Source organism: Micromonospora sp. NPDC049051, assembly GCF_043197575.1.
Classification (GTDB): Bacteria; Actinomycetota; Actinomycetes; order Mycobacteriales; family Micromonosporaceae; genus Micromonospora.
This window is the reverse complement of the sequence record NZ_JBICTL010000005.1, coordinates 22,439-44,969: the sequence shown is the minus strand read 5'-3', so window position 1 is coordinate 44,969 and position 22,531 is coordinate 22,439. Positions and strand designations below refer to the sequence as shown.

Genomic DNA, 22,531 nt, shown 5'->3' with positions numbered 1-22,531 from the left:
GGCGGGTGCGCGTCGGCACCTGGAACCGGCCGGGTTGCGCCTCCCGCCGGTCACCGGCAACCGCCACGGTCGCCGCCCCCACTCTAGAACCGCCGGGCCCTCCCACGAAAGCCCTGCCCCTCCCCGCGATCCTGCGGCTGTCCGTCCCCGGTGCGCACACCGTGCCGGCGCGGACCGCGGGACCGCGGGGAGGAACGGGAGGGCCAGCGGATCAGGGCAGGGTCCACTTCTGGTTGGCGCCGGTGTGGCAGGTCCACAGGTGCACGGCCTGACCGTCGGCCGGGTTGTTGCCCGAGACGTCCAGGCACTTGCCGGTCTGCGGGTTCTTCAGGGTGCCGTCCGCCTGGGCCGACCAGTTCTGCGCCCCCGTGCCGTTGCACGTCCACAACTGGATCTTCGTGCCGTCGGCGGAGGCGCCGCCGGAGACGTCCAGGCACTTGCCCAGCGCCTTCACCGTCGAGTTCGGCGTCACCGTCCACGTCTGCGCCGTGGACCCGTTGCAGCCGTAGATCTGGATCTGGGTGCCGTCGGCCGTGGCGCCGTTGCGTACGTCCAGGCACTTGCCGCCCAGGCCCCGGATCGGCCCGACGCCGCCGCTGCCGCCGGACCTGACGAGCGTGAAGTCGTCCACGTCGAAGAGCCCCGTGCCCGAGCCCGTGAAGGTCAGGTAGAGCGTGCCGGTGCCGGACGGCACACCGGAGAGGGCGGCCGTGACGTCGGCGAAGGTGTCCCAACCGCCGGTGTTGGGCACCGCCACCGAGCCGAGGACGGTGCCGGTCGCGGAGCCCGTACGCACCTGGATGGTGCCGCCCGGCCCGCCGGAGACCACCCGCGCCCGCAGCGACGTCGTGCCGGTCAGGTCGAGCCCGGCGTACGCGGCCCAGTCCCCCGGGTCGATGTGGCCGAGGGTCTGCCCGCCGTTCGCGCCGGCCTTGGTGAACGGCGAGACCCCGGAGGCCGAGCTGAACGCCTCGGCCTGGACGGTGTTCCCGACCGGCGGGTTGACGCCGAGTTCCTTGATCCGGATGTTGCGGAACGAGGCGTCGTCGTCGGTGCCGTGGTTCTGGAGCCCGATGTGGCCGGCGAGCGAGCGGACCGGGTCGGTGTTGGTGAAGTCGTTGATCTTCACGCCGTTCAGGAAGACCTGGAGGCGCTCGCCCTCGACGAGCAGTTCGTAGGTGTTCCACTCCCCCGGCGGGTTCAGCGCCGCGTCCCGGGCGGCGATGTCGGCGGACTTGAAGGTGTAGACGGCGCCGGTCGTGCGGTCGGCGGCGTCCGTGGCGTCGATCTGCACCTCGTAGCCGTTGTTGACCGCCGACCAGGGGTCGCTCGACGGTGGGAAGCCGATGAAGACGCCGGAGTTGTCGTCGCCGGCCAGCCGCCAGTCCAGCTTCAGCGAGTAGTTGGTGAACTGCTTCGCGCTGTACCAGTACAGGCCCATCCCGCCGACCGAGGTGAGGGTGGCGTCGGCGTTGCTGAAGCTGCCCGGCCCGGCCTGGGACCAGCCGGTGGTGGAGCCGTTGTAGAGCGGCGTGTAGCCGGTCTCGGGCCGGCAGTCGGCCTTGGCCCGGCCGGCCGCGTACCTGATGCCGCCGAGCAGGTGGGCGCGGAAGGTCGGCTCGGCGTACGACGCCTGGGTGTGCCCGCCGCCCGTGTAGAAGGACCGGCCGCCGCTGTAGGTCTTGCACCAGGAGTGCGGGTGGTCGGCGCCCATCGAGCCGCCCGTGTAGGAGGACTCGTCGAGGGTGGCCAGCACCCGGGCCGTGGAGCGGGCGTTGGTCTGGTAGTTGTACCACTCGTCGGTGCGGTTCCAGGTCTGCGGCAGGTGCGCGGTGGCCGGGTGCGCCCGGTTCTCCGCCTTCACGTTGGCCGGCTGGATGGCCGGATGCGAGGCGAAGTACGCCCCGACCAGGTTGCCGTAGAAGGACCAGCCGTACTCGGTGTCGGCGGCGGCGTGCACGCCGACGTACCCGCCTCCGGCGCCGATGTACGACTCGAAGGCGCTCTGCTGCGTGCCGTCGAGCACGTCGCCGGTGGTGTTGAGGAAGACCACCGCCTCGAAGCGGGACAGGTTGGCGGTGGTGAACTGGGCGGCGTCCTCGGTGGCGGTGACGGTGAAGTTGTTGGCCGCGCCGAGGTCGCGGATCGCCTGGGTGCCGACCGCGATGGAGTCGTGCCGGAAGCCGGCGGTCTTGGAGAAGACCAGCACGTCGTACGGGGCGTCGGCGGCGCTGGCCGGCGTGGCCGGGGTGGTGCAGGCGAGGACGGCGAGGACGGCGGTGGCCGCGCCGAGGGCGGGTCGGAGGAGTCTGTGCATGTCGCTCTCCCAACAGGTGTCAGGAAGGGCCCCTTCCAGCGCACCAGGCGTCAGGGGCCCTTCCTCTCAGGTCAGGGCAGGGTCCACTTCTGGTTGGCGCCGGTGTGGCAGGTCCACAGGTGCACGGCCTGACCGTCGGCCGGGGTGTTGCCCGAGACGTCCAGGCACTTGCCGGTCTGCGGGTTCTTCAGGGTGCCGTCCGCCTGGGCCGACCAGTTCTGCGCGCCGGTGCCGTTGCAGCCGTACAGCTGGATCTTCGTGCCGTCGGCGGACCCGCCGCCGGAGACGTCCAGGCACTTGCCCAGCGCCTTGACCGTCGAGTTCGGCGTCACCGTCCACGTCTGCGCGGCGGTGCCGTTGCAGCCGTAGATCTGGATCTGGGTGCCGTCGGCGGTGGCCGCGTTGCGTACGTCCAGGCACTTGCCGCCGAGCCCGACGACCGGGCCGGTGCGGACCCCCGCCGAGCCGGTGGTGAAGGCGAACGTGTCCACGTCGTAGAGCGCGCCGGTGCCCGTGCCGGCGAACGTGAGGTAGAGCGTGCCGGTGCTGGCCGGCGCCCCGGAGATGCTGCCGGTGACCGTGGTGAACGCGTCCCAGGCGCCGGTGACCGGCACGGTCGCGGAGCCGAGCACGGTGCCCGTGGGCGAGCCGACCCGCACCTGGAGGGTGCCGCCGGCGCCGGCCGAGGAGACCCGGGCGCTGAACGAGGTCGCGTCGTCGATCCGGTACGGCTCGAACGCGATCCAGTCGCCGTTGTTGATGTCGCCGACGGTCCGGCCGCCCTCGGCGGTGCCCTTGTCGAAGGTGCCGACGCCGGAGGAGGTCTTGAAGTGCTCCGCCTGGCGCTTGCGCGGCTGGAGGGTGTGCTGCTTGTGCGTGGTCAGCCCGCCCGCGTCGGTGTACTCGGCGTCGAAGACGGCGAAGATGTTCGCCGCGTCGTCGTGTTCACCGTCGACGGGGATGGTGATCGAGCCGGAGCAGCCGTTCTTCGAGGTGATCTGGTGGCCGTGGTTGTCGTGGCCCAGCACGTACGTCATCTTGACCTTGGTGCAGTCGATGGCGGGGTCCTCCGGGTCGGTCACCGTGATGCTGAACGGCACCGTGTCGCCGTAGCTGAACAGCTTGCCGTTGGCCGGGCTGTTGATGGTGACCGTGGGCGCGGTGTTGCCGACGCCGATCTGCACGTTCGCCGTGCCGGTGGCGCCCTGGGGGTCGCGGACGGTCAGGGTGACCTGGTAGGTGCCGTTGGCGGTGTACGTCTTGCTGGGGTTGGCCGCCGTCGAGCTGGTGCCGTCGCCGAACGCCCAGGAGTACGTGAGCGCCCCGCCCTCGGGGTCGCTGGACCCCGCCGAGGAGAAGTTCACGGTCAGCGGGGCGGCGCCGGAGGTCTTGTCGGCCGCGGCGACGGCGGTCGGCGCCCGGTTGCCGCCGGCGATGTAGTCGTAGCGGTAGAGCGCCGAGTTGGCGTCGCCGTTGAAGTAGCCGGTGCCGTAGTCGAGGATGTAGAGCGCGCCCTCGGGCCCGAACGCCATGTCCATGATCTGCTTGCCGTTCCACGGGAACGTGTCGATGCCGCCCGGGCTGCCGTCGGCGTTGAGGTGGATCGGCTTGACCCAGCCCCGGCCGAGTTCGCCGGCGAAGAACTGCCCGTCGAAGGACTGCGGGAACTTGGTGGTGGAGTTCAGCGCGGCGTCGTAGCGGTAGACGGGGCCGCCCATCGGCGACTCGGAGCCGCTGCCGAACTCGGGCGGGGTGCCGGCGTCGCCGGCGTACCGGATCCAGGCCGGCTTCGCGCCGGGCAGGGTGGGCAGGCCGGTGTTGCGGAAGGAGTTGTTGGTCGGCCCGCCGGAGCAGTTGTACTTCGCCCCGGCGGTCCCGGCGGCGAAGTCCCACTCGGCGTACGTCTCGGTGGCGGTGTTGGTGCCGGTGCAGTACGGCCAGCCGTAGTTGCCGGGCCCGGTGACCCGGTTGAACTCCACCTGGCCGCTCGGCCCCCGGGCGCTGGTGGTGCCGGCGTCCGGGCCGTAGTCGCCCACGTAGACGATGCCGGTGGCCCGGTCCACGCTCATCCGGAACGGGTTGCGGAAGCCCATCGCGTAGATCTCGGGGCGGGTCCGCGCGTCCGAGTCGACGAACATGTTGCCCGCCGGGATCGAGTACGTGCCGTTGGCGTTCACCTTGATCCGCAGGATCTTGCCGCGCAGGTCGTTGGTGTTGGCCGCGCTGCGCTGCGCGTCGTACGCGGGGTTGCGGTTGGTGCGCTCGTCGATGGGCGCGTACCCGGCGGAGTCGAACGGGTTGGTGTCGTCGCCGGTGGAGAGGTAGAGGTTGCCGGCGGCGTCGAAGTCGATGTCGCCGCCGACGTGGCAGCACATGCCCCGGTCGGCGGGCACGTCGAGGATGTCGACCTTGCTGCCGGTGTTGATGGTGAAGTCGGCGTTGAGGGTGAACCGGGAGAGCCGGTTGACGCCCTGCCAGGCCGAGAAGTCGGTGCCGGTCGCCGGCGCGTCGCCGGCCGGGGTGGACAGCGGCGGCGCGTAGTAGAGGTAGATGTGCCGGTTGCTGGCGAAGTTCGGGTCGGCCCCGACACCCTGCAACCCCTCCTCGTCGTGGGTGTAGACCGGCAGCGTGCCGATCACGGAGGTGGTGCCGGCGGCGTCCGTACGCCGGACGGTGCCGTTGCGGGCGGTGTGCAGGACCGACCGGTCCGGCAGCACCGCGATCGTCATGGGCTCGCCCACCTCGGCGACGCCCTTGGCGAGGGTGACCTGCTGGAAGTCGGTGCCGACGATGGGGTGGGCCTGGGCCGGGCCGGGGCCGCCCAGCGTGGCCGGGCCGGCGCCGAGGGCGACCGTGCCGGCGGTGGCGACCAGCAGCAGCGCCGAGGCGGCGGAGAACCGTCGTCGGAGCCGTGGGTTGGGGGCGTCCTGGGTGGACATGGGTGTGCCGTCCCTTCCTGACGAGTGACTGCCAGGGCGGGCGCGCGCCGTCGCGCCGGATGCCGTAGCGGGGGATGCGGTCGGCCCGCCGGGGTGCCGTGCCCGGCTGGCCGCGACCTGCGAGGGATGGAGTGGACCCCATCGATCGGAGGTCACCAGTCGATGGGTGCCCGCGCCGCCGGTTCACCTCGACGAAACAGATTCGTGATGGCCCGACATTAAATGGCGAGTATCGATGTGTCCAGACCTTCCGCCGATTCGGCACCAACTTTCGTCGATCCCGTCAAAAGTCGCCGCCTGCCGGAGCGCGCCTCAGAGGGGACGGTCGACGGCCTGGGCGGCGAGGGCGGTCAGGGCGGCACGGGCCTCGACGGTCACCGGAGTGGACCCCAGGGCCGCCAGGGCGGCCTGCGCGCGCACCCGGATCATCTCCTCGATCCGCTCGCGGGCCCCGGTGCCCTCGATGATCTTCCGCAGCTCGGCGGCGCCGTCGCCGTCGAGCGCCGGGTTGCCGAACAGCTCCCGCAGCCGCGCGGCCTGCGCCCGGTCGGCGGCGCCGCGAGCCAGCGCCATCATCACCGTCGGCTTGCCCTCCCGCAGGTCGTCCAGGACCGACTTGCCGGTGACCGTCGGGTCGCCGAAGACCCCCAGCACGTCGTCGCGCAGTTGGAACGCATCGCCCAGCGGGTCGCCGAACTCGGCCAGCGCGGCGAGCAGCTCCGGCCCGGCCCCGGCCAGCGTCGCCCCGATCTGCAACGGCCGGGTGACCGTGTAGCGGGCCGCCTTCATCCGGACCACGGTCAGCGCGCTCGCCACCGAGCCGTCGCCCACCCCCGAGACCAGGTCCAGGTACTCCCCCGCGATCACCTCGGTGCGCATCAGCGCGTAGACCGCGTACCCCCGGTGCACCCGCCCCGCGTCCAGGCCGCACTCGTGGAACATCTGGTCGGACCAGGCGGCGCAGAGGTCGCCGCAGAGCAGCGCGGTGTTGCGCCCGTACGCCTCGGGGTCGCCGCGCCAGGACGAGCGGGCGTGCAGGTCGGCGAAGAGCCGGTGCACCGACGGCCCGCCCCGGCGGCGGTCGCTGCCGTCCAGGATGTCGTCGTGGATCAGCGCGAACGCGTGGAACAGCTCCAACGCGGCGGCGGCCGTCACGATCGGGGCACCGTCGGGGCCGCCCGCGCCCCGCCACCCCCAGTAGCAGAAGAGCGGGCGCAGCCGCTTGCCGCCGGCCAGCACGAACCGGTGCAGCGCGGTGAAGACGCCCCGGGGCGCGCCGTCCGGCCAGTCCCGGCCCTGCCGGTCGAGAAAGGCGGCGAGTGCGGCGTCGAACCGGGCCCGCAGCCCGCTCGTGTCGGTCGGGGCGACGACGGCGGTCACGCCTCCTCCCCGGACGACCCGGCCGACGGCGGGGTGGACGGCGCGGCCGACGGCGGCGGGACCGTGCCGGGGGTTGCCGGCAGCGTCAGCCCCGCCAGCTCCAGCAGGAGTGCCTTGACCTCGGTCGCGGCGACCCGGTCCCGGGCTGCGGACGGATCGGAGCAGAGCAGCACCGGTCCGTCGGCGGAGTCGGCCGGGAGCCGGCCGTGCGACCCGCGCACCGCCCGGGCGCCGGCGTCCAGCCCCACCACGCTCATCAGGTAGCGCATCCCGAGCTTCTTGCGGGCCAGCGCCACGGCGGCCCGCCGCTTCGCCGCACCCGGCGCGGCCGGGTCCAAGAACAGCTCGGCGGGGTCGTAACCCGGCTTCCGGTGGATCTCCACCAGCCGGGCGAAGTCGGGCGCGCGGGCGTCGTCGAGCCAGTAGTAGTAGGTGAACCAGGCGTCCGGCTCGGCGACGAGGACCAGCTCGCCGGCGCGCGGGTGGTCCAGCCCGTGCGCGGCCCGGCCGTCGGCGTCGAGCACCTCGGCCACCCCGGGCAGCCCCGCGCAGAGCGCCGCCACCGCCGGCACGTCGGCCGGGTCGCGGACGTAGACGTGCGCCACCTGGTGGTCGGCCACCGCGAAGGCCCGCGAGGTCCACGGGTCGAGGTACTCCATGCCGGCCTGGGTGTGCACCCGCAGCAGCCCCTCGGCGCGCAGCAGCCGGTTGACGTCGACCGGCCGGGAGACGTCGGTGATGCCGTACTCGGAGAGCACCACCACGGTCGCGTCGCGGGCGCGGGCGGCGTCCAGCAGCGGCCCGAGCACCCCGTCCAGCTCGGCCGCCGCCGCGGCGGCCCGGGGCGACGAGGGGCCGTGACGTTGCAGGTCGTAGTCGAGGTGCGGGACGTAGACCAGGGTCAGGTCCGGCGCGTGGTCGGCGAGGATCCGCTCGGCGGCCCGGCAGATCCACGCCGACGACGCCAGCCCGGCGCCCGGCCCCCAGTAGCTGAACAGCGGGAAGGTGCCGAGCCGGTCGGTGAGGGCGTCGTGCAGCTCCGGCGGGTCGGTGTAGCAGTCCGGCTCCTTGCGCCCGTCCGCGCGGTAGACGGGGCGCGGGGTGACCGTCCAGTCCACGTCGGCGCCCATGGCGTACCACCAGCAGACGTTGGCCACAGTGAAGCCCGGCTCGACGCGGCGGGCCGCCTGCCACAGCTTCTCGCCACCGACCAGGGCGTGGTGCTGCCGCCAGAGCAGCACCTCGCCGAGGTCCCGGAAGTACCAGCCGTTGCCGACGATCCCGTGCCCGGTCGGGAGCTCCCCGGTGAGGAACGTCGACTGCACCGGGCAGGTCAGCGCGGGCAGCACGGTGCCCAGCTCCGCGCGGAAGCCGGCGTCGGCGACCGCGCGCAGCCGGGGCATGTGCGCGAGCAGGCGCGGGGTCAGCCCCACCACGTCCAGCACCACCAGCCGCCGGCTCATGTCGTCACCTCGCTCCGCTCGGCGCCGCCATGAGCCACATCAGCCCTGTTTCGATGATTCACTCGCTGACGCTCGCTCATCGCCGTACCTCCGCCGTCGCCGGGGTCGCCCGGCCCGCCGGCGCCAGGCCCAGGGCGAGCAGCTCGGCGCGGGCGAAGGCCAGCTCCGCGGCGATGCCGGCGGCCAGCTCCGCGTCGGTGCGCGGGCGCCGCGCGGCCGGCAGCACCCCCCAGGTGTACGTCTCGACGTCGAGGTGGTCGCAGCCCGCCTCCGGCCCGGCGTAGAGCGCGGCCAGCGCGGCGCGCAGCACCGGCAGGGTCGAGCCCAGCGGCGGCTCGGGCGGGGCGTGCAGCGGCACGTGGTAGTGCACCCGCCACGGGCCGGGCAGCCGCGCGGCCAGGGCGGCGTCCAGGTCGTCGGCGGCGTGGGCGGGATCGGCGGGGTCGGCCGCCCCCGCGCAGCCGGCCGCCCGGGTCTGGTGCAGGAAACGCGGCTCCACCCAGCGGCGCAGCGCCGGCGTCGCCCCGGCGGGCGCCTCGATGGCGGCCGAGACCTGCACCTTCACCACCGGCAGCCCGGCCGTACGCAGCCGGCTCACCGCTTCGGCCGGCGCCTCCCAGGCGCAGGCGAGGTGGGCGAGGTCCAGGCAGACGCCGAGCCGGTCGGTGTCCACGCCGGACAGTGCCGCGACGGCCTGCCCGGTGCTCTCCACCACGCAGCCCGGCTCCGGCTCGAACCCGACCCGGACGCTGCGACCGGTCGCCCGTTCGACGGCCGCGAGACCGGCCGCGAGCTGGTCGAGCCGGTGGCGGGCGGCGTCCGCGCGGGCGGCGTCCCAGGGCCGCCGCCAGGCCAGCGGCAGGGTGGAGACCGAGCCCCGGGCCGCGTCGTCGGGCAGCAGGTCGGCGAGCACCCGGGCCAGGTCCAGGGTGTACGCGAGCCGCCCGCCCGTCGTCCAGTCCGGGTGGTAGACGTCGCCCTTGACCACGGGAGCCTGGAAGGCCGCGTACGGGAAGCCGTTGAGCGTGACCACCTCCAGCCCCCGGGCGGTCAGCGCGGCCCGCAGCCGGCGGCGGGCGGCGGGGTCGGCGGCCAGCTCGGCGGCGACCGGGGCGGCCAGCCACAGCCCGAGGCCGAGCAGGTCGGCGCCGAGCGCCTCGCGTACGGGCACGGCGTGGGTGCCCAGTTGGCGCAGGATGCCGGCGAGGTCCTCGGCGGGGTGCACGTTCGTGCAGTAGCCGAGGTGGACGGTGTCGCCGCCGGCGTGCCGCAGCCGCATCAGCTGCCGCCGCGCAGGATCGAGTTGCCCGCCCAGGTGCCGATCGGCGGGTCGGCGGCGGCGTGCCCCAGGTCCGTCAGGTCGAGCCGCCCGGACTGGCCGTAGAACTCGACCGGGTTGCGCCACAGCACCCGGTCCACGTCGTCGTCGGTGAAGCCGGCCAGCAGCATCGCCTCCCCGGTGGCCCGGGTGAGCAGCGGGTCCGAGCGTCCCCAGTCGGCCGCCGAGTTGACCAGCACCCGCTCCGTCCCGTACACCCGCAGCAGCTCCACCATGCGCGGCGGCGACATCTTGGTGTCGGGATAGATGGAGAAGCCCAGCCAGCAGCCGGTGTCGCGGACCAGCCCCACCGTCACCTCGTTGAGGTGGTCGAGCACCACCCGGCCCGGCGCGACGCCGGACTCGGCGACGACGGCGAGGCTGCGTTCGACGCCCCGGGCCTTGTCCCGGTGCGGGGTGTGCACCAGGGCCGGCAGGTCGTGGGCCACGGCCAGGGTGAGCTGGGCGGCGAACGCCTCGTCCTCCTCCGGCGTCATCGAGTCGTAGCCGATCTCGCCGACCGCCACCACGGCGTCCTTGTCGAGGTAGCGCGGCAGCAGGTCGAGCACCGGGCGGCAGCGCGGGTCGTTGGCCTCCTTCGGGTTCAGCGCGACCGTGGCGTGGTGGCGGATCCCGAACTGCCCGGCCCGGAACGGCTCCCAGCCGACCAGCGAGTCGAAGTAGTCGGCGAAGGAGGCGGGGCTGGTGCGGGGCTGGCCGAGCCAGAACGCCGGCTCCACCACCGCCCGGACGCCGGCGGCGGCCATCCGCTCGTAGTCGTCCGTGGTCCGCGAGGTCATGTGGATGTGCGGGTCGAAGATGCGCATCAGGCCTCCTGGATTTCGCGCAGCCGGGTGAGCAGGTCGATCGCGTCCGCCGGCATGGTGCGCCCGGCGGCCTGCCGCTCGGCCGCCAGCGACGCGAGCATCGTGGCGAGTTCGCCGTCGGCGCGGGCGTCGAGGTCGTGCACCACGGCCAGCGGCACGCCGGTGAAGACGCACTTGAGCACCGCCTGCCGCCAGGCGGCCGGGTCGAGGTGCCGGGCGTACGGGCCGAGGGCGGCGGCCAGCAGCCGGGTGTCGTTGGTGCGGATCGCGTCGTGCAGCAGCGGCGTCCCGGCCGCGCCGACCGGCAGCAGCGGCAGCGCCTTGAGCACGGCCCGCTTCTCGGCGGCGTCGCCCTGCCGGTAGCGGGTCTCGGCGTGGGTCGCGTGGTCGGTCGGCAGCGCGGCCAGCAGCAGGGCCCGGGCCGCCTCGTCGGTGCTCCAGCCGGGCGCCCCGGGCAGCGGTGCCCGGCCGCAGCGCCGCCCGGCCGCCGGGAAGAACCGGTCGATCGTCGCCGGTTCGGCCGCCACCCGCCGCAGCGCCTCGTCGAGCCAGTCGGGTTCGGGTACGCCCCGCAGCGCGGCCCGCAGTTGATCCGGTGTCATCCCGTCTCCTCCCTCGTGCTGCCGACCTGGCCCCGTCACCGGTGCTGGCGTGCCGCCTCCTTCGCGGTGGCACCCGGTCCCGGGCGTGCCGCCTCCGTCGCGGCGGCGCGCAGGAAGTCGAGCGAGCGGGCCGCGACGGCGGGGGCGGCGTGCGAGTGCCGGGGCAGCTCCACGGCGACCAGGCCCCGGTAGCCGGCGTCGCCCAGGGCCCGCAGCACGGGCGGGAAGTCGATCTCCCCCGCGCCGAACTCCAGGTGCTCGTGCACGCCCCGGCGCATGTCGTCGATCTGCACGTTGACCAGGTACGGGCCGACCTCGCGTACGCACTCGGGGACACCTCGCGGCTCCAGGCAGCGGCAGTGCCCGATGTCGAGGGTGATGCCGAAGCGGGCCGGATCGCCGAGCGCGCCGCGCAGCCGGCGCCAGCCGGCGATGTCCTCGACCAGCATGCCCGGTTCCGGCTCGAAGCCGAGCGTCGTGTCGGCAGCCTCGGCGGCGTCGACCACCGTCGCGCAGCCGGCGACCAGCCGGTCCCAGGCGGTCTCCGGTGGCACCGTCCGGGGGCGTACGCCGGACCAGAGGGAGACGGCCTCCGCGCCCAGGTCGGCGCCGATCCGCACGGCCCGGCGCAGGAACTCGACGCGCCGCGCCGGGTCGTCGTGCAGCAGCGTCGGGGCGTGCTTGTGCCACGGGTCGAGCAGGTAGCGGGCGCCGGTCTCGACGACCACGGCCAGGTCGAGCGCCGTGAGCCGGCGGGCGACGGCCGCCACCCGGCGGGCCAGCGCGGGCGCGAACGGGTCGAGGTGGTCGTGGTCCAGGGTGAGCGCGACGCCCTGGTAGCCCAGGTCGGCGATGACGGCGAGCGCGTCGGTCAGGCGGTGGTTGGCGAACCCGTTGGTGCCGTAGCCGAACCGGAGACCGCCGTCGCCGTCGGCCGCGCCGGCCACCGCCGTGGCCCGGGGGCCCGGCGCGGGACGGGTCGGGGCGGTCATGTCGGGGAGATCCTTCGGGCGAGCCGGCCGCCGAGCGGCGCGGCCGCCGCCACCGCCAGCCCCAGCAGCCCGGCCCCGGCGCGTGCGGTGAGGGCGCCCTGCAACGCGGGCAGCCCGGTGATCCCGGCTCCCACCGCCGCCCGCACCCGGTCGGCGCGGGGGTCGGCCGCCGCCCGGGCCTGGGCCGCGCCGTAGCGGGCCGCGTACCAGCCGGCCAGCAGCGCCGGCAGCGCGGCCCGATCGGGCCGGGGCCGGACGGCAGCGCCCGCGGCGACCAGGGCGGTGCCGGCGAGGGTACGCAGCGGCAGCGCGGCGTCGGCGCCGGTGACCTCGCGGCGGGAGAGCGCGGTGACCGTCCACGTGTGCGCGGCCACGGTGACCGCCGCCGGCACCGCCCGCAGCGCCCGTCCGCCGGTGGCGCCGAGGAGGACGTCCAGCCCCCGGCAGGCGGCCATCACGGCCGGGCCGGCGGCCGTCGACTTCGCCGCCAGGTCGTACCCCCAGACGGCGGCGGCGAGCGGGACCGCGACCGTCGCGGCGCGCCGGCCACCGGCGGCGGTGGCCAACGCGACCCCGGCGGCGGTGAGCCCGGCGGCGAGGCCGAGCGCGGCCCCGGGGGTCACCCGGCCGCTGGGGATGGGCCGCTCGGGGCGTTCGACGGCGTCCAGCCGGCGGTCGGCCCAGTCGTTGGCGGCCATTCCCGCCCAGTAGAGCAGGACGGACGCGGCGGCCAGCGCGGGCGTACGCCGCCCGAGCGCGCCGGCGGCCGCCGCCCCGGCGACGACGTCCCCGGGCACCGAGAGCGCGGCCGGCGCCCGGACCAGTTCGGCGAGGTCAGCGAGGCGCGGCATCGGTGCCTCCCGTGTGCAGCCGGTGGGCGAAGCCGCACAGTCGGGTCCACTGGTCGGCCAGCGAGTGGGTGGGCGTGCCGAGCGGGTCCTTGAAGAAGAAGGCGAGGTCGGTCAGGGGGCCGGCGTGGCCGGCGGCGTGCGCGGCGGCGGTGAGTCGGGCCAGGTCGAGCACGAGGGGCGCGGCCAGGGCCGAGTCGCAGCCGTGCCAGGTGAACTCCATCCGCATCCCGGTGCCGAGGAACCCGGCGAACGTGATCAGGTCCCAGGCGGTCTTGAAGTCGCCCAGCGCCTCGACGTACTCGATCCGGGTGCCGCCCTGCGGCAGGTGGCCGAGGGTCTCGCCGAGCACCCGCTGCTTGCTCTCCACCTTGGCCGCGTTGGCCGCCGGATCGGCGAGGGTGGCGCCGTCGCCGCCGCCCAGCAGGTTGACCCCGGACCAGGAGCGCACCGCCAGGTGCCGCATCGCGAACATCGGCGCGAGCACGGACTTGACCAGCGTCTCCCCCGTCTTGCCGTCGTGCCCGGCATACGGGATCCCGCGCTCGGCGGCCAGCGCCACCAGGGCCGGGAGCCGCAGCCCGGTGGACGGGGTGAAGTCGACGTACGGGCAGCCCGCCCGCACCGCCGCGTACGCGTAGAGGGAGCTGGGCGGCAGCACCTCGTCGGGACCGGCGAGCGCGGCGGCCAGCGCGCCCGGGTCGGCGTGGCCCGGGTGCGGGCGGGCGGCGGGTTCGGTGGCCGACACGTTGACCACCACCACCCGGTCCAGCCCGTGCCGGCGGCGGAAGTCGGTGAGGTCGCGTACGGTCGCGGCGGCCCGGTCCGCCTGGGTGCCGCCGGCGGGGGCCGGACGCAGCTCGCGTTCGACGGCGGCCAGCTCGTCGGGAAGGGCGGCGACCAGCCGGCCGGGCAGCACGCCGGCGGCGGCCAGGGTCTCGGCCCGCTTCGCCAGCGGGGTGGTGACGACGTCGTGCCCGCCGAGGACCAGGTCGGTGAAGGCCGGCAGGGCGGGCCCGCGCAGGTCGGGCAGCTCGGTGACGCAGCCGGTCGGGCCGGTGAGCCCGGACCGCAGGGCGAGCGCCCCCACGATGCTGGTGGTCGCGACCGAGCCGCGTGCTCCCACCAGCCAGACACCCGTACGCATGGTGCTCCTTCCCGATCAGGAGGAACCAGCCGTGCATTGAGTTATATAGATATCAGAAGTTTGTCTGGAAAGATATGCATCTATGTGAATGGGCCCCGTCCGCCGGCCGCCCCGGGAGGAGCCCACCGGTCCGGTGTCGACGTCGGCGGCGACGACCCCGGCCCGGATCCCGGCGCGGGCACGGACGGACGGGGCTGGCAGGCAGGGCCGGTCGGCGTCCGTCCCTGCCTCCCCCGCATCCGCCGGTCGGGACGTCGGCGCGCGCCGACCGGACGTCGTGGGGTGACACGGCCCGGCAACGGTTGCCGGGTGGTGACGGTCCTCCGGTGCGACCGGGGAATCCCGGTCCGGCCGCACCGGACGACCGTTCTGCTCGTGCGTCACCGGGCCACGCCGGCCCGGCCGCACGTCCTCCGGCTCCGACCTCGTCCCGGCCGCGGGGCGCAACCGCGGCCGGTCCCTCGCCGGTCGGCGCCGGAGTCGGCTCAGGCGGCGACCGTGGCCAGGGCCGGCTCCACCTCGGTCCACGAGGAGCCGAGCTCCGCCGACCGGGTCACCGCGTCCAGCACCAGCTGGACCTGCAACCCGTCGACGAAGGAGGGCGCCGGGTCGACGCCGGTGGCGATCGCATCGACGAAGTCCCGCATCTGGTGGGTGAAGGAGTGCTCGTAGCCGATGAGGTGGCCGGGCGGCCACCACGCGGACATGTACGGGTGCTCCCCCTCGGTCACCAGGATGCGGCTGAAACCCTGCTCGGCGGCGGGTCGCGTCGCGTCGTAGAACTCCAGCTCGTTGAGGCGCTCCAAGTCGAAGGCCACCGTGCCCAGCGAGCCGTTGATCTCCACCCGGAGGGCGTTCTTGCGTCCCGTGGCGAAGCGGCTTGCCTCGTACGTCGCCAGCACGCCGCCGTCGAGGCGGGCCACGAAGACCGCCGCGTCGTCGACGGTGACCGCCCCGGTGGCCGGGCGGTGGCCGTCGGCACCGTTGCCGTCGGCCGTCGTCCCGTCCACCGTCGCCGCCAGTCCGCTCGACCCGGCCGGCAGCGGGCGTTCCTTGACGAACGTCTCCGTGACCGCGCTGACCCCGGTGATGCGCCGACCGGTGACGTACTGGGTCAGGTCGATGATGTGCGCGCCGATGTCGCCGAGCGCGCCGGAGCCGGCCCGGTCCCGCTGCAACCGCCAGACCAAGGGAAACTGCGGGTCCACGATCCAGTCCTGCAGGTACGTCGCCCGGACGTGCCGGATCACCCCGAGCCGCCCGTCGGCGACGAGCTGGCGCATCATCGCGACCGCCGGCACCCGCCGGTAGTTGAACCCGCACATCGACCGCACCCCGGCGGCCTGCGCGGTGACCGCCGCGGCGGCCATCGCCCGGGCCTCGGAGACCGTGTTGGCCAACGGCTTCTCGCACAGCACGTGCTTGCCGGCGGCCAGCGCGGCGAGGGCGATCTCGGCGTGGCTGTCCCCGGGCGTGCAGACGTCGACCACGTCGATGTCGTCCCGGGCGATCAGGTCGCGCCAGTCGGTCGTGTACGCGTCCCAGCCGAGCCGGTCGGCGGCGTCGGCCACCTTCCCGGCGTCCCGGCCGCAGATCAGCGACATCCGGGCCCGCGTCGGCAGGTCGAACACCCGGTTCACGGTGCGCCACGCCTGCGAGTGCGCGGCGCCCATGAACGCGTAGCCGACCATGCCGACCCGCAGTTCTCTGTCTGTCGTGGACAAGGTGGGTCTCCCCCCGTGTGTCAGAACCCGAGCTTGAGGTAGTCGCCCGCGTTCTCCTTGGTGATCGTCTCGGAGGCGAGGATGATCTCCTTGGGCACCTGGAGTTCCACCAGGTCGGACATGCCCCTGCCCTGGCCGATCAGCCGGGCCAGGGAGATGGCCGACGAGGCCATCGAGGGGCTGTAGGTCACGGTCGCCTTGAGCACCGTGTTGTCCGCCTGGATGTCCTCCATCGCCTTCTTCGAGCCGGCGCCGCCGACCATGAAGAACTCCTTGCGGCCGGCCTGGTTGACCGCCGCCAGCACGCCGATGCCCTGGTCGTCGTCGTGGTTCCAGAGCGCGTCCATCTTCGGCAGGGCCTGGAGCAGCTGCGCCGCCTCCTGCTGCCCCGAGTCGGCCGTGAACCGGGCCGCCCGGCGGTTGGCCACCTTGAAGCCGCTCGCCGTCAGGGTGTCGACGAAGCCCTTCGACCGCTCCTGGGTCAGCTCCAGCTCGTCCATGCCGGCGATCTCGCCGATCACCGGGTTGCTGACGCCCTTGGCCTTGAACTGCTCGATCATGAACGTGGCGGCGGCCACGCCCATGCCGTAGTTGTCGCCCTTGATCTGGAGCCGGTAGGCCCGCGCGTCGGGAAACGCCCGGTCCAGGTTGACCACCGGCACGCCGGCCTTCATCGCCTCCAGGCCGAAGGCGTTGAGCTCCTTGCCGTCGTGCGGCAGCAGCACGATCACGTCCGGCTTCTGCGAGATCAGCGTCGACAGCGCCGCCCGCTGGGCCGCCGCGTCCGCGCCGGCCTCGACCGACTTGAACTCCACGTCGGAGTACGCCCCGGCCTGCGCCTTGGCGTTGTTGGTGATGGCCGCGATCCAGCCGTGGTCCGCGGCCGGCGCGGAGAAGCCGATGACGACCCGTTTGCCGGGCTCGTTGTTGCCGCCCGGCGCGGCCGCCGCCTTGGTCTGCGCCTCGGTCGGCTGCGTCTCGTTGCTGGTGCAGCCGGCGAGCAGCACGCCGGCGCCGACGGCGGCCCCGCCGAAGATCAGTCGGCGGCGCGACATGTCGCGACTGTGCTGGGTCATGACGACCTCCTGGGTTGACGGTGGTGGAGGAATCTCGCGGTGCGGGCCGCGTGAGCGCGTGCGGGACCCGGCCACCGTCGTTCGGGTGGCCCGGATGCCGCGCTCGGTGCGGATGGGTCGGTGGGAGTCGTGCCGGTCTGCGGTGCGGTGCGGTGCGGATCGAGGCGGTCAGGTTGTGGTGAGGCGGTTTCGACCCAGGAACTGGGTGAGGCTGCGGAACTGGACCTGCTGGACCAGGACGGCGGCGACGATGATGCCGCCCTTGACCATGTTCTGGGCCTCCGTGGAGAGGCCGTTGATGGCGAAGAGGTTGGTGATGGTGGCGAAGATGACCACCCCGAGCAGGGAACCGATGATGGTCCCCCGCCCGCCGCTGAGCAGCGTGCCGCCGATGATCGCGGCGGCGATCGCGTCCAGCTCGTAGAGGTTCGCCATGGCCGCCTGCGCCGAGTTGGCCTGGGCCGTGAGCATGATGGCGGCGATGCCGCAGCAGAGCCCGGAGAGGGCGTAGAGCAGCACGGTGTGCCGCCGGACGTTGATACCGGCGAGCCGGGCGGCCTCCGGGTTGCCGCCGACCGCGACCGTACGCCGGCCGAAGGTGGTGCGGTTGAGCAGCACCCAGCCGGCGGCGACCACGGCGGCGAGGATGTAGACCAGCAGCGGGATGCCGAGCAGGCTGTCACTCGCGAGGCCGTTGACGAAGCCGTTGCCCGACACCTGGGTCTGCTTGTCGGAGATCTCCGCGGCGAGCCCCCGGGCGGCCACCAGCATGGCGAGGGTGGCGATGAACGGCACCAGCCGGCCGTACGAGATGAGCACGCCGTTGACCAGGCCGACCGCCAGCCCGACGGTGAGCGCGCTGAAGATCATGCCGCCGGCGCCGTAGCTCTGGGTCGCCACCGTCGTGCACCAGACCCCGGCCAGCGCGACGATCGCGCCGACGGAGAGGTCGATGCCGCCCCCGATGATCACGAAGGTCATGCCGACGGTGACCACCCCGACGACGGCCGCCAGCTTGAGGATGCTCAGGACGTTGGCCCACACCCAGTCCGGGTCGGAGTACAGGTCGGAGCGGGTGAGGGCACCGATCACGACGAGCACGGCCAGTACGCCGACCAGTGCGAGGTTGCGGCGGGCACCCTCGCCGCCGTCCCCCCGCCACCAGGAGATCCGGCCCGGTGCCGCCACCTTGTCGACGGCCACCCCGCTCGGGTGCACCGGCGGTGACTGCGCCGACCGCTCCGGCGCGGCGGTGGGAGTGGGACCCTCGGTCATGCCGCTGTGCCTTCCATCAGGGACCCCGCCATCACGAGGTCGAGCACGGTGTTCTCGTCGAGTTCGCCGGCCGGGGCCTCGCGGACGACCCGCCCCTCCCGCATCACCAGCACGCGGTCGGCCAGACCGAGCACCTCGGGGACCTCGCTGGAGACCAGCAGCACCCCGACGCCGCGCGCGGCCAGTCCCCGGATCACCTGGTAGAGCTCCGCCCGGGCGCCGACGTCGACGCCCCGGGTCGGCTCGTCGAGCAGCAGCAGCCGGGTGTCGCCGAGCAGCCAACGCCCGACCACCACCTTCTGCTGGTTGCCGCCGGAGAGCGTGCGCACCGGCCGGCGTACGTCGCGGGGGCGCAGCTCCAGGCTCTCGGCGATCCGGTCCGCCTCGGCCCGCTCCCGGGCAGCGTCGGTGAACCCGGCGCGGGCGTAGCGGCCGAAGGTCGCCAGGGTCACGTTGCGGTAGATCGGCTCGCCCAGCAGCAGCGCCTGGCTCTTGCGCTCCTCGGGAGCCATCCCCATGCCGGCCCGTACCGCCGCGCCGACGCTGCCGGGGCGCAGCGCCCGGCCGGCCATCCGTACCACGCCGGCGTCGGCACGCCGCGCGCCGTAGATGGTCTCCAGCAGCTCGGAGCGGCCCGAGCCGACCAGCCCGGCGATGCCGACGATCTCGCCGGCCCGGACCCGGAGCGAGACGTCGGCGAACTCGCCGGCCCGGGTCAGCCCCTCGACCGTGAGCAGCTCCGCGCCGCCGGGGGCGTCGGCCGGGCGGTCCGGGAAGACGTACTCGATGGTGCGGCCCGTCATCCGGCTGACCAGGTCGCGGGTCGGGGTGTCGCGGGCCGGCAGGTTCGCCGCCGTGGTCCGGCCATCCTTGAGTACGGTGACCCGGTCGCCGATCTCGCGGATCTCCTCCAGGCGGTGGGAGATGTAGATGACGGCGATGCCCTGCGCGGTCAGCTCCCGGATGATCCGGAACAGGTTGCCCACCTCGTCGTGGGCCAGTACGGCGCTCGGTTCGTCCATGACGATCAGTCGCGCCTCGTGGGAGAGCGCGCGGGCCATGCTGACGACCTGCTTGCCGGCGGCGGGCAGCGCGCGCACCATCCGTCCGGGCGGGATCTCGGCGTGGCCGAGCCGACCGAGGATCCGCCGGGTGTGCCGGGCCATGACGCCGCGCCGGACGAAGCCGAGCCGGCGCGGCTCGTGGCCGAGGAAGGCGTTCTCCGCGACCGAGAGATCCTCGACGAGGTCGAGTTCCTGGTAGATGGTGGCGATGCCGGCGCGCATGGCGGCCTGCGGGTTGGCGAAGGCCACCCGTTCGCCCCGCCACTCGAGGTGCCCCGAGTCGGGCCGGTGCACCCCGGCCAACACCTTGATCAGGGTGGACTTGCCGGCGCCGTTCTGCCCGAGCAGGCAGTGCACCTCGCCGGCCCGCACCTCCAACCGCACGCCGTCCAGTGCCCGTACGCCGGGGAAGGTCTTGACCACGTCGGTGAGACGCAGCACCACCTCGCCCGCGACGGTGTCGGCGGGCGCCCCCACCAGCGGCGCGCCGTGCGCCGGCTCACTCCTCGCGCTCACAGCGCCACCTCCGTTCGCGACTGCGGGGCTCGCAGGAGCGACTCACTCCTCGCGCTCACAGCACCACCTCCGTTCGCGACTGCGGGGCTCGCAGGAGCGACTCACTCCTCGCGCTCACAGCACCACCTCCGTTCGCGACTGCGGGGCTCGCAAACCCGGCTCACTCCTCGCGCTCACGAGGCCTCCGCGAAGGCGACGTCACTGGCGAGTACGGCCGCGCCGGCCACCCCGGCGCGCGGGCCGAGTTCGGAGAGGACGACGGGAAGGTTGCCGGTGGCCAGCGGCAGCGACCGGCGGTAGACCACGCTGCGGATCTCGGCGAGGAGGATGTGTCCGAGCTGGGCGAGCCCGCCGCCGATCACGATCATCGACGGGTTGGTGAAGCTGACCAGCCCGGCCAGGACTCCACCAACCCGCCGACCCCCGTCGCGGATCAGCTGGATGCAGGTCACGTCCCCCTCGACCGCGCCGCCGGCGACGTCCAGGGCGGTCACGGCGCCCTGCGCGGCCAGCCGTTCGGCCAGCGCGGGCGACGCCCCGCTGCGCGCGACGGCGGTCGCGTTCCTGGCCAGCGCGGCTCCGCTGAACAGCGCCTCCAGGCAGCCGACGTTGCCGCAGGAGCACATCGGACCGTGCGCCTCGACCTGGATGTGGCCGATGTCCCCGGCGCACCCGTCGGTACCCCGGTAGACCTCGCCGCTGAGGTAGATCCCGCACCCTATTCCGGTGCCGATCTTGACGAAGAGGAAGTCGTCCACGGAGTGGGCCACCCCGCCGTGCCGCTCCCCGATCGCCATGATGTTGACGTCGTTGTCCACCACCGCCGGGCAGCCGTGCTCGCGGGTGAGCAGCTCGCGCACCGGGAACCGGTCCCATCCGGGCATGATCGGCGGCGAGACCGGCACGCCGTCGCGGAAGCTGACCGGGCCCGGCACCCCGATGCCGACGGCGTCGAGCCGCTCGTAGGCGCCGTCCACCCGGGCCTTGTGCAGCAGCTCGTTGACCCGCTGGAGGATCACCTTCGGTCCGGTACGGATGTCGGCCGCCTCGGCGTACGCGGCCACCGGCTCCAGTCGGCCGTTGACCACCTCGACGTCGATGGAGCTGGCGCCGAGGTCGACGGCGGCGAAGCGCAGGCGCGGGCTCAGCTCGACCAGGGTGGAGCGGCGTCCGCCCCGGGAGGCGGCCAGCCCCGCCTCGGCGACATAGCCGAGGCCGACGAGCCGTTCCAGCTCCGCCAGCAACCGCGGACGGGGCATCTGAAGCCGGTCGGCCAGCTCCGCCCGGGACACCGGCCCCTCGTCACGAAGCAGCCGCAGCAGCCGTACGTGCAGGGAGTCGACCGTCCGCACCGAACTCACCTCTTCGCGGGCTCGTGCACATCGACGTGACGCCGAGGTGTCGTGCCCGACACAGTAGGAGCGTTCCGTGTCACATGTCCAGAGCTTCGGCCGATCTGAAGCAAACTTTCGTTGGGATGAACAAAAGCCTCCGACGGATCGGGAAAAACAGGGCAGCCGCGCGAGGCCCACGGACGCGATGGCTCCCACGACGGCGAGGCGTCTGACCCGGCTAGGGCGATGCCGTTCGCCCCAGCTGGTGATGCCGCAGGCCAACGCTGGCGATCAGGACGCCATGGACCTCAAAACCGCCGGGTAGCGTCCACCACGTCCTGATCACCAAGGCGCTCACGGGCACCGAAGCGGAACATGCCGCGCTGCCCCGCTACCGGGCGCGCCCGTGCGGAAGGGCGCCGGCACGCCGATGCCCGGGCGGAACGTGCCGCGCCGCCCCGCGCACCGGGGAGGTGGCGGGGCGGCGCCGGTACGGGCGGAGGGTCAGCTGCGGTTGGCGGCGTTGCGCTTCTTCTTCAGCTTGCGGTCGTCGCGCAGTTCGACGTACGGCTCCTTCTCCGGGGAGTGGCCCGCCTCGATGGCCCGGCTGCGCTCCAACTCGGCGTCGAACTCCGCGCCGAGCAGGATCGCGATGTTGCTCAGCCACAGCCAGATCAGGAAGATGATCACACCGGCGAGCGCCCCGTACGTCTTGTTGTACGAGCCGAAGTTGCTGACGTAGAGCGCGAACAGGCCCGAGATCACCAGCCAGATCACCACGGCCAGTACGCCCCCGGGGCTGACCCAGCGGAAGCCACCGTGCCGCGCGTTCGGCGACGCCCAGTAGAGGATGGCGAACATCAGGCTGACCAGGAGCAGCAGCACCGGCCACTTGGCGATGTTCCACACGGTCACCGCCGTCGAGCCCAGCCCGATCGCCTCCCCCACCTGCTCAGCGAGGCCGCCCGTGAAGACCACGATCACGGCGCTGGCCAGCAGCATCACGCCGATCACCGCGGTCACCCCGACGCGGATCGGCAGCGTCTTCCAGATCGGGCGTCCCTCCGGCACGTCGTAGATGGTGTTCGAGGCGCGCATGAACGCGGCGATGTAACCCGACGCCGACCAGAACGCGGCCAGCAGACCGAGGATGGCGGCGAAGCCGGCGAAACCGCCGCTCTGCTGCGCCTGGTCGATCGCCCCCTCGACGATCTGCCGGATCTCGCCCTGCGGCACCGCCTGGTTGACGGTGTCCTTGACGCCCTGCGTCGCGCCCGGACCGAGCAGGCCGAGGATCGAGACCAGCACCAGCAGGCCGGGGAAGATGGAGAGCACCCCGTAGTAGGTCAGGGCCGCGGCCCAGTCGGTCAGGCTGTCGTCCTGGAACTCCCGCACCGTACGGCGCAGGGCGGCCTTCCAACCGGCGCCCGGCAGGTCGGTCGGGCTGTCGGGACCCTCGTCCGGGCCGACCGGGCCGCGACCCGGGCGGCGGCGCTGCTCGGCACGCGCGTCGGCTGCCCGGTTCGGCTGGCCTGTCCGGCGGTCGCCCACCCGGCCGGGGACCTGCGCATCGGCCGCCGGGAGGCGCTCGCCCCCGGCCACCGCCCCGGAGTCGTCGCGGTCGCGCCCACTGCGGGTGGGAGACTCGTCGGAGGCCATCGCCCCTCCTCGTGGTCGGCTGTCGGTCTCCTGGACATGCCCAGGCGGCA

16 protein-coding genes are annotated in these 22,531 nt (G+C 73.8%); all 16 read right to left on the bottom strand.

Going from position 1 to position 22,531, the window contains the following annotated elements; all coding sequences use genetic code 11:
- Nucleotides 1-211: 211 nt before the first annotated feature.
- Complete coding sequence (locus tag ACGFIR_RS21405) at nucleotides 212-2,317, bottom strand: ThuA domain-containing protein (protein ID WP_393146679.1); 2,106 nt, start codon at nucleotides 2,315-2,317, stop codon at nucleotides 212-214.
- A gap of 71 nt (nucleotides 2,318-2,388) precedes the next feature.
- A complete protein-coding gene (locus tag ACGFIR_RS21400; RefSeq protein WP_393146677.1) occupies nucleotides 2,389-5,256 on the bottom strand; it encodes a PQQ-dependent sugar dehydrogenase in 2,868 nt (955 codons plus the stop codon).
- Nucleotides 5,257-5,568: 312 nt separating this feature from the next.
- A complete protein-coding gene (locus tag ACGFIR_RS21395) occupies nucleotides 5,569-6,636 on the bottom strand; it encodes a polyprenyl synthetase family protein (protein ID WP_393001649.1) in 1,068 nt (355 codons plus the stop codon).
- Nucleotides 6,633-8,099, bottom strand: coding sequence for an alkaline phosphatase family protein (locus ACGFIR_RS21390; RefSeq protein ID WP_393146675.1), 1,467 nt, complete (start codon nucleotides 8,097-8,099; stop codon nucleotides 6,633-6,635). Before ACGFIR_RS21390 ends, ACGFIR_RS21395 begins: the two co-directional genes overlap by 4 nt.
- A 76-nt stretch (nucleotides 8,100-8,175) precedes the next feature.
- Nucleotides 8,176-9,378 carry a metabolite traffic protein EboE gene (gene eboE, locus ACGFIR_RS21385; protein ID WP_393146673.1) on the bottom strand — a complete coding sequence of 401 codons (1,203 nt, stop codon included), beginning with the start codon at nucleotides 9,376-9,378 and terminating at the stop codon, nucleotides 8,176-8,178.
- A complete protein-coding gene (locus ACGFIR_RS21380; protein WP_393146671.1) occupies nucleotides 9,378-10,244 on the bottom strand; it encodes a TatD family hydrolase in 867 nt (288 codons plus the stop codon). Before ACGFIR_RS21380 ends, eboE begins: the two co-directional genes overlap by 1 nt.
- Nucleotides 10,244-10,846, bottom strand: coding sequence for an EboA domain-containing protein (locus tag ACGFIR_RS21375; protein ID WP_393146669.1), 603 nt, complete (start codon nucleotides 10,844-10,846; stop codon nucleotides 10,244-10,246). Before ACGFIR_RS21375 ends, ACGFIR_RS21380 begins: the two co-directional genes overlap by 1 nt.
- Before the next feature lie 35 nt (nucleotides 10,847-10,881).
- Complete coding sequence (locus ACGFIR_RS21370; RefSeq protein WP_393146667.1) at nucleotides 10,882-11,838, bottom strand: sugar phosphate isomerase/epimerase family protein; 957 nt, start codon at nucleotides 11,836-11,838, stop codon at nucleotides 10,882-10,884.
- The gene (locus tag ACGFIR_RS21365) at nucleotides 11,835-12,689 is read right to left on the bottom strand and encodes an SCO3242 family prenyltransferase (RefSeq protein ID WP_393146665.1); all 855 of its coding nucleotides are present in this window, start codon (nucleotides 12,687-12,689) and stop codon (nucleotides 11,835-11,837) included. Before ACGFIR_RS21365 ends, ACGFIR_RS21370 begins: the two co-directional genes overlap by 4 nt.
- Nucleotides 12,673-13,833, bottom strand: a complete 1,161-nt coding sequence (locus tag ACGFIR_RS21360) for an inositol-3-phosphate synthase (protein WP_393001635.1) — start codon at nucleotides 13,831-13,833, stop codon at nucleotides 12,673-12,675. Before ACGFIR_RS21360 ends, ACGFIR_RS21365 begins: the two co-directional genes overlap by 17 nt.
- 485 nt (nucleotides 13,834-14,318) lie before the next feature.
- On the bottom strand, nucleotides 14,319-15,524 hold the full coding sequence (locus ACGFIR_RS21355) for a Gfo/Idh/MocA family protein (protein ID WP_393147270.1): 1,206 nt from the start codon (nucleotides 15,522-15,524) through the stop codon (nucleotides 14,319-14,321).
- A 53-nt stretch (nucleotides 15,525-15,577) separates the two neighbouring features.
- Complete coding sequence (locus tag ACGFIR_RS21350; RefSeq protein WP_393001633.1) at nucleotides 15,578-16,633, bottom strand: substrate-binding domain-containing protein; 1,056 nt, start codon at nucleotides 16,631-16,633, stop codon at nucleotides 15,578-15,580.
- 168 nt (nucleotides 16,634-16,801) lie between these two features.
- Nucleotides 16,802-17,908 carry an ABC transporter permease gene (locus tag ACGFIR_RS21345; RefSeq protein ID WP_393001631.1) on the bottom strand — a complete coding sequence of 369 codons (1,107 nt, stop codon included), beginning with the start codon at nucleotides 17,906-17,908 and terminating at the stop codon, nucleotides 16,802-16,804.
- On the bottom strand, nucleotides 17,905-19,416 hold the full coding sequence (locus tag ACGFIR_RS21340; protein WP_393002877.1) for a sugar ABC transporter ATP-binding protein: 1,512 nt from the start codon (nucleotides 19,414-19,416) through the stop codon (nucleotides 17,905-17,907). Before ACGFIR_RS21340 ends, ACGFIR_RS21345 begins: the two co-directional genes overlap by 4 nt.
- Nucleotides 19,417-19,661: 245 nt before the next feature.
- Nucleotides 19,662-20,840: an ROK family protein gene (locus ACGFIR_RS21335; RefSeq protein ID WP_393001629.1), complete on the bottom strand. Its 1,179-nt coding sequence runs from the start codon at nucleotides 20,838-20,840 to the stop codon at nucleotides 19,662-19,664.
- Nucleotides 20,841-21,326: 486 nt separating this feature from the next.
- Nucleotides 21,327-22,481, bottom strand: coding sequence for a YihY/virulence factor BrkB family protein (locus ACGFIR_RS21330; RefSeq protein ID WP_393001627.1), 1,155 nt, complete (start codon nucleotides 22,479-22,481; stop codon nucleotides 21,327-21,329).
- Nucleotides 22,482-22,531 lie beyond the last annotated feature (50 nt).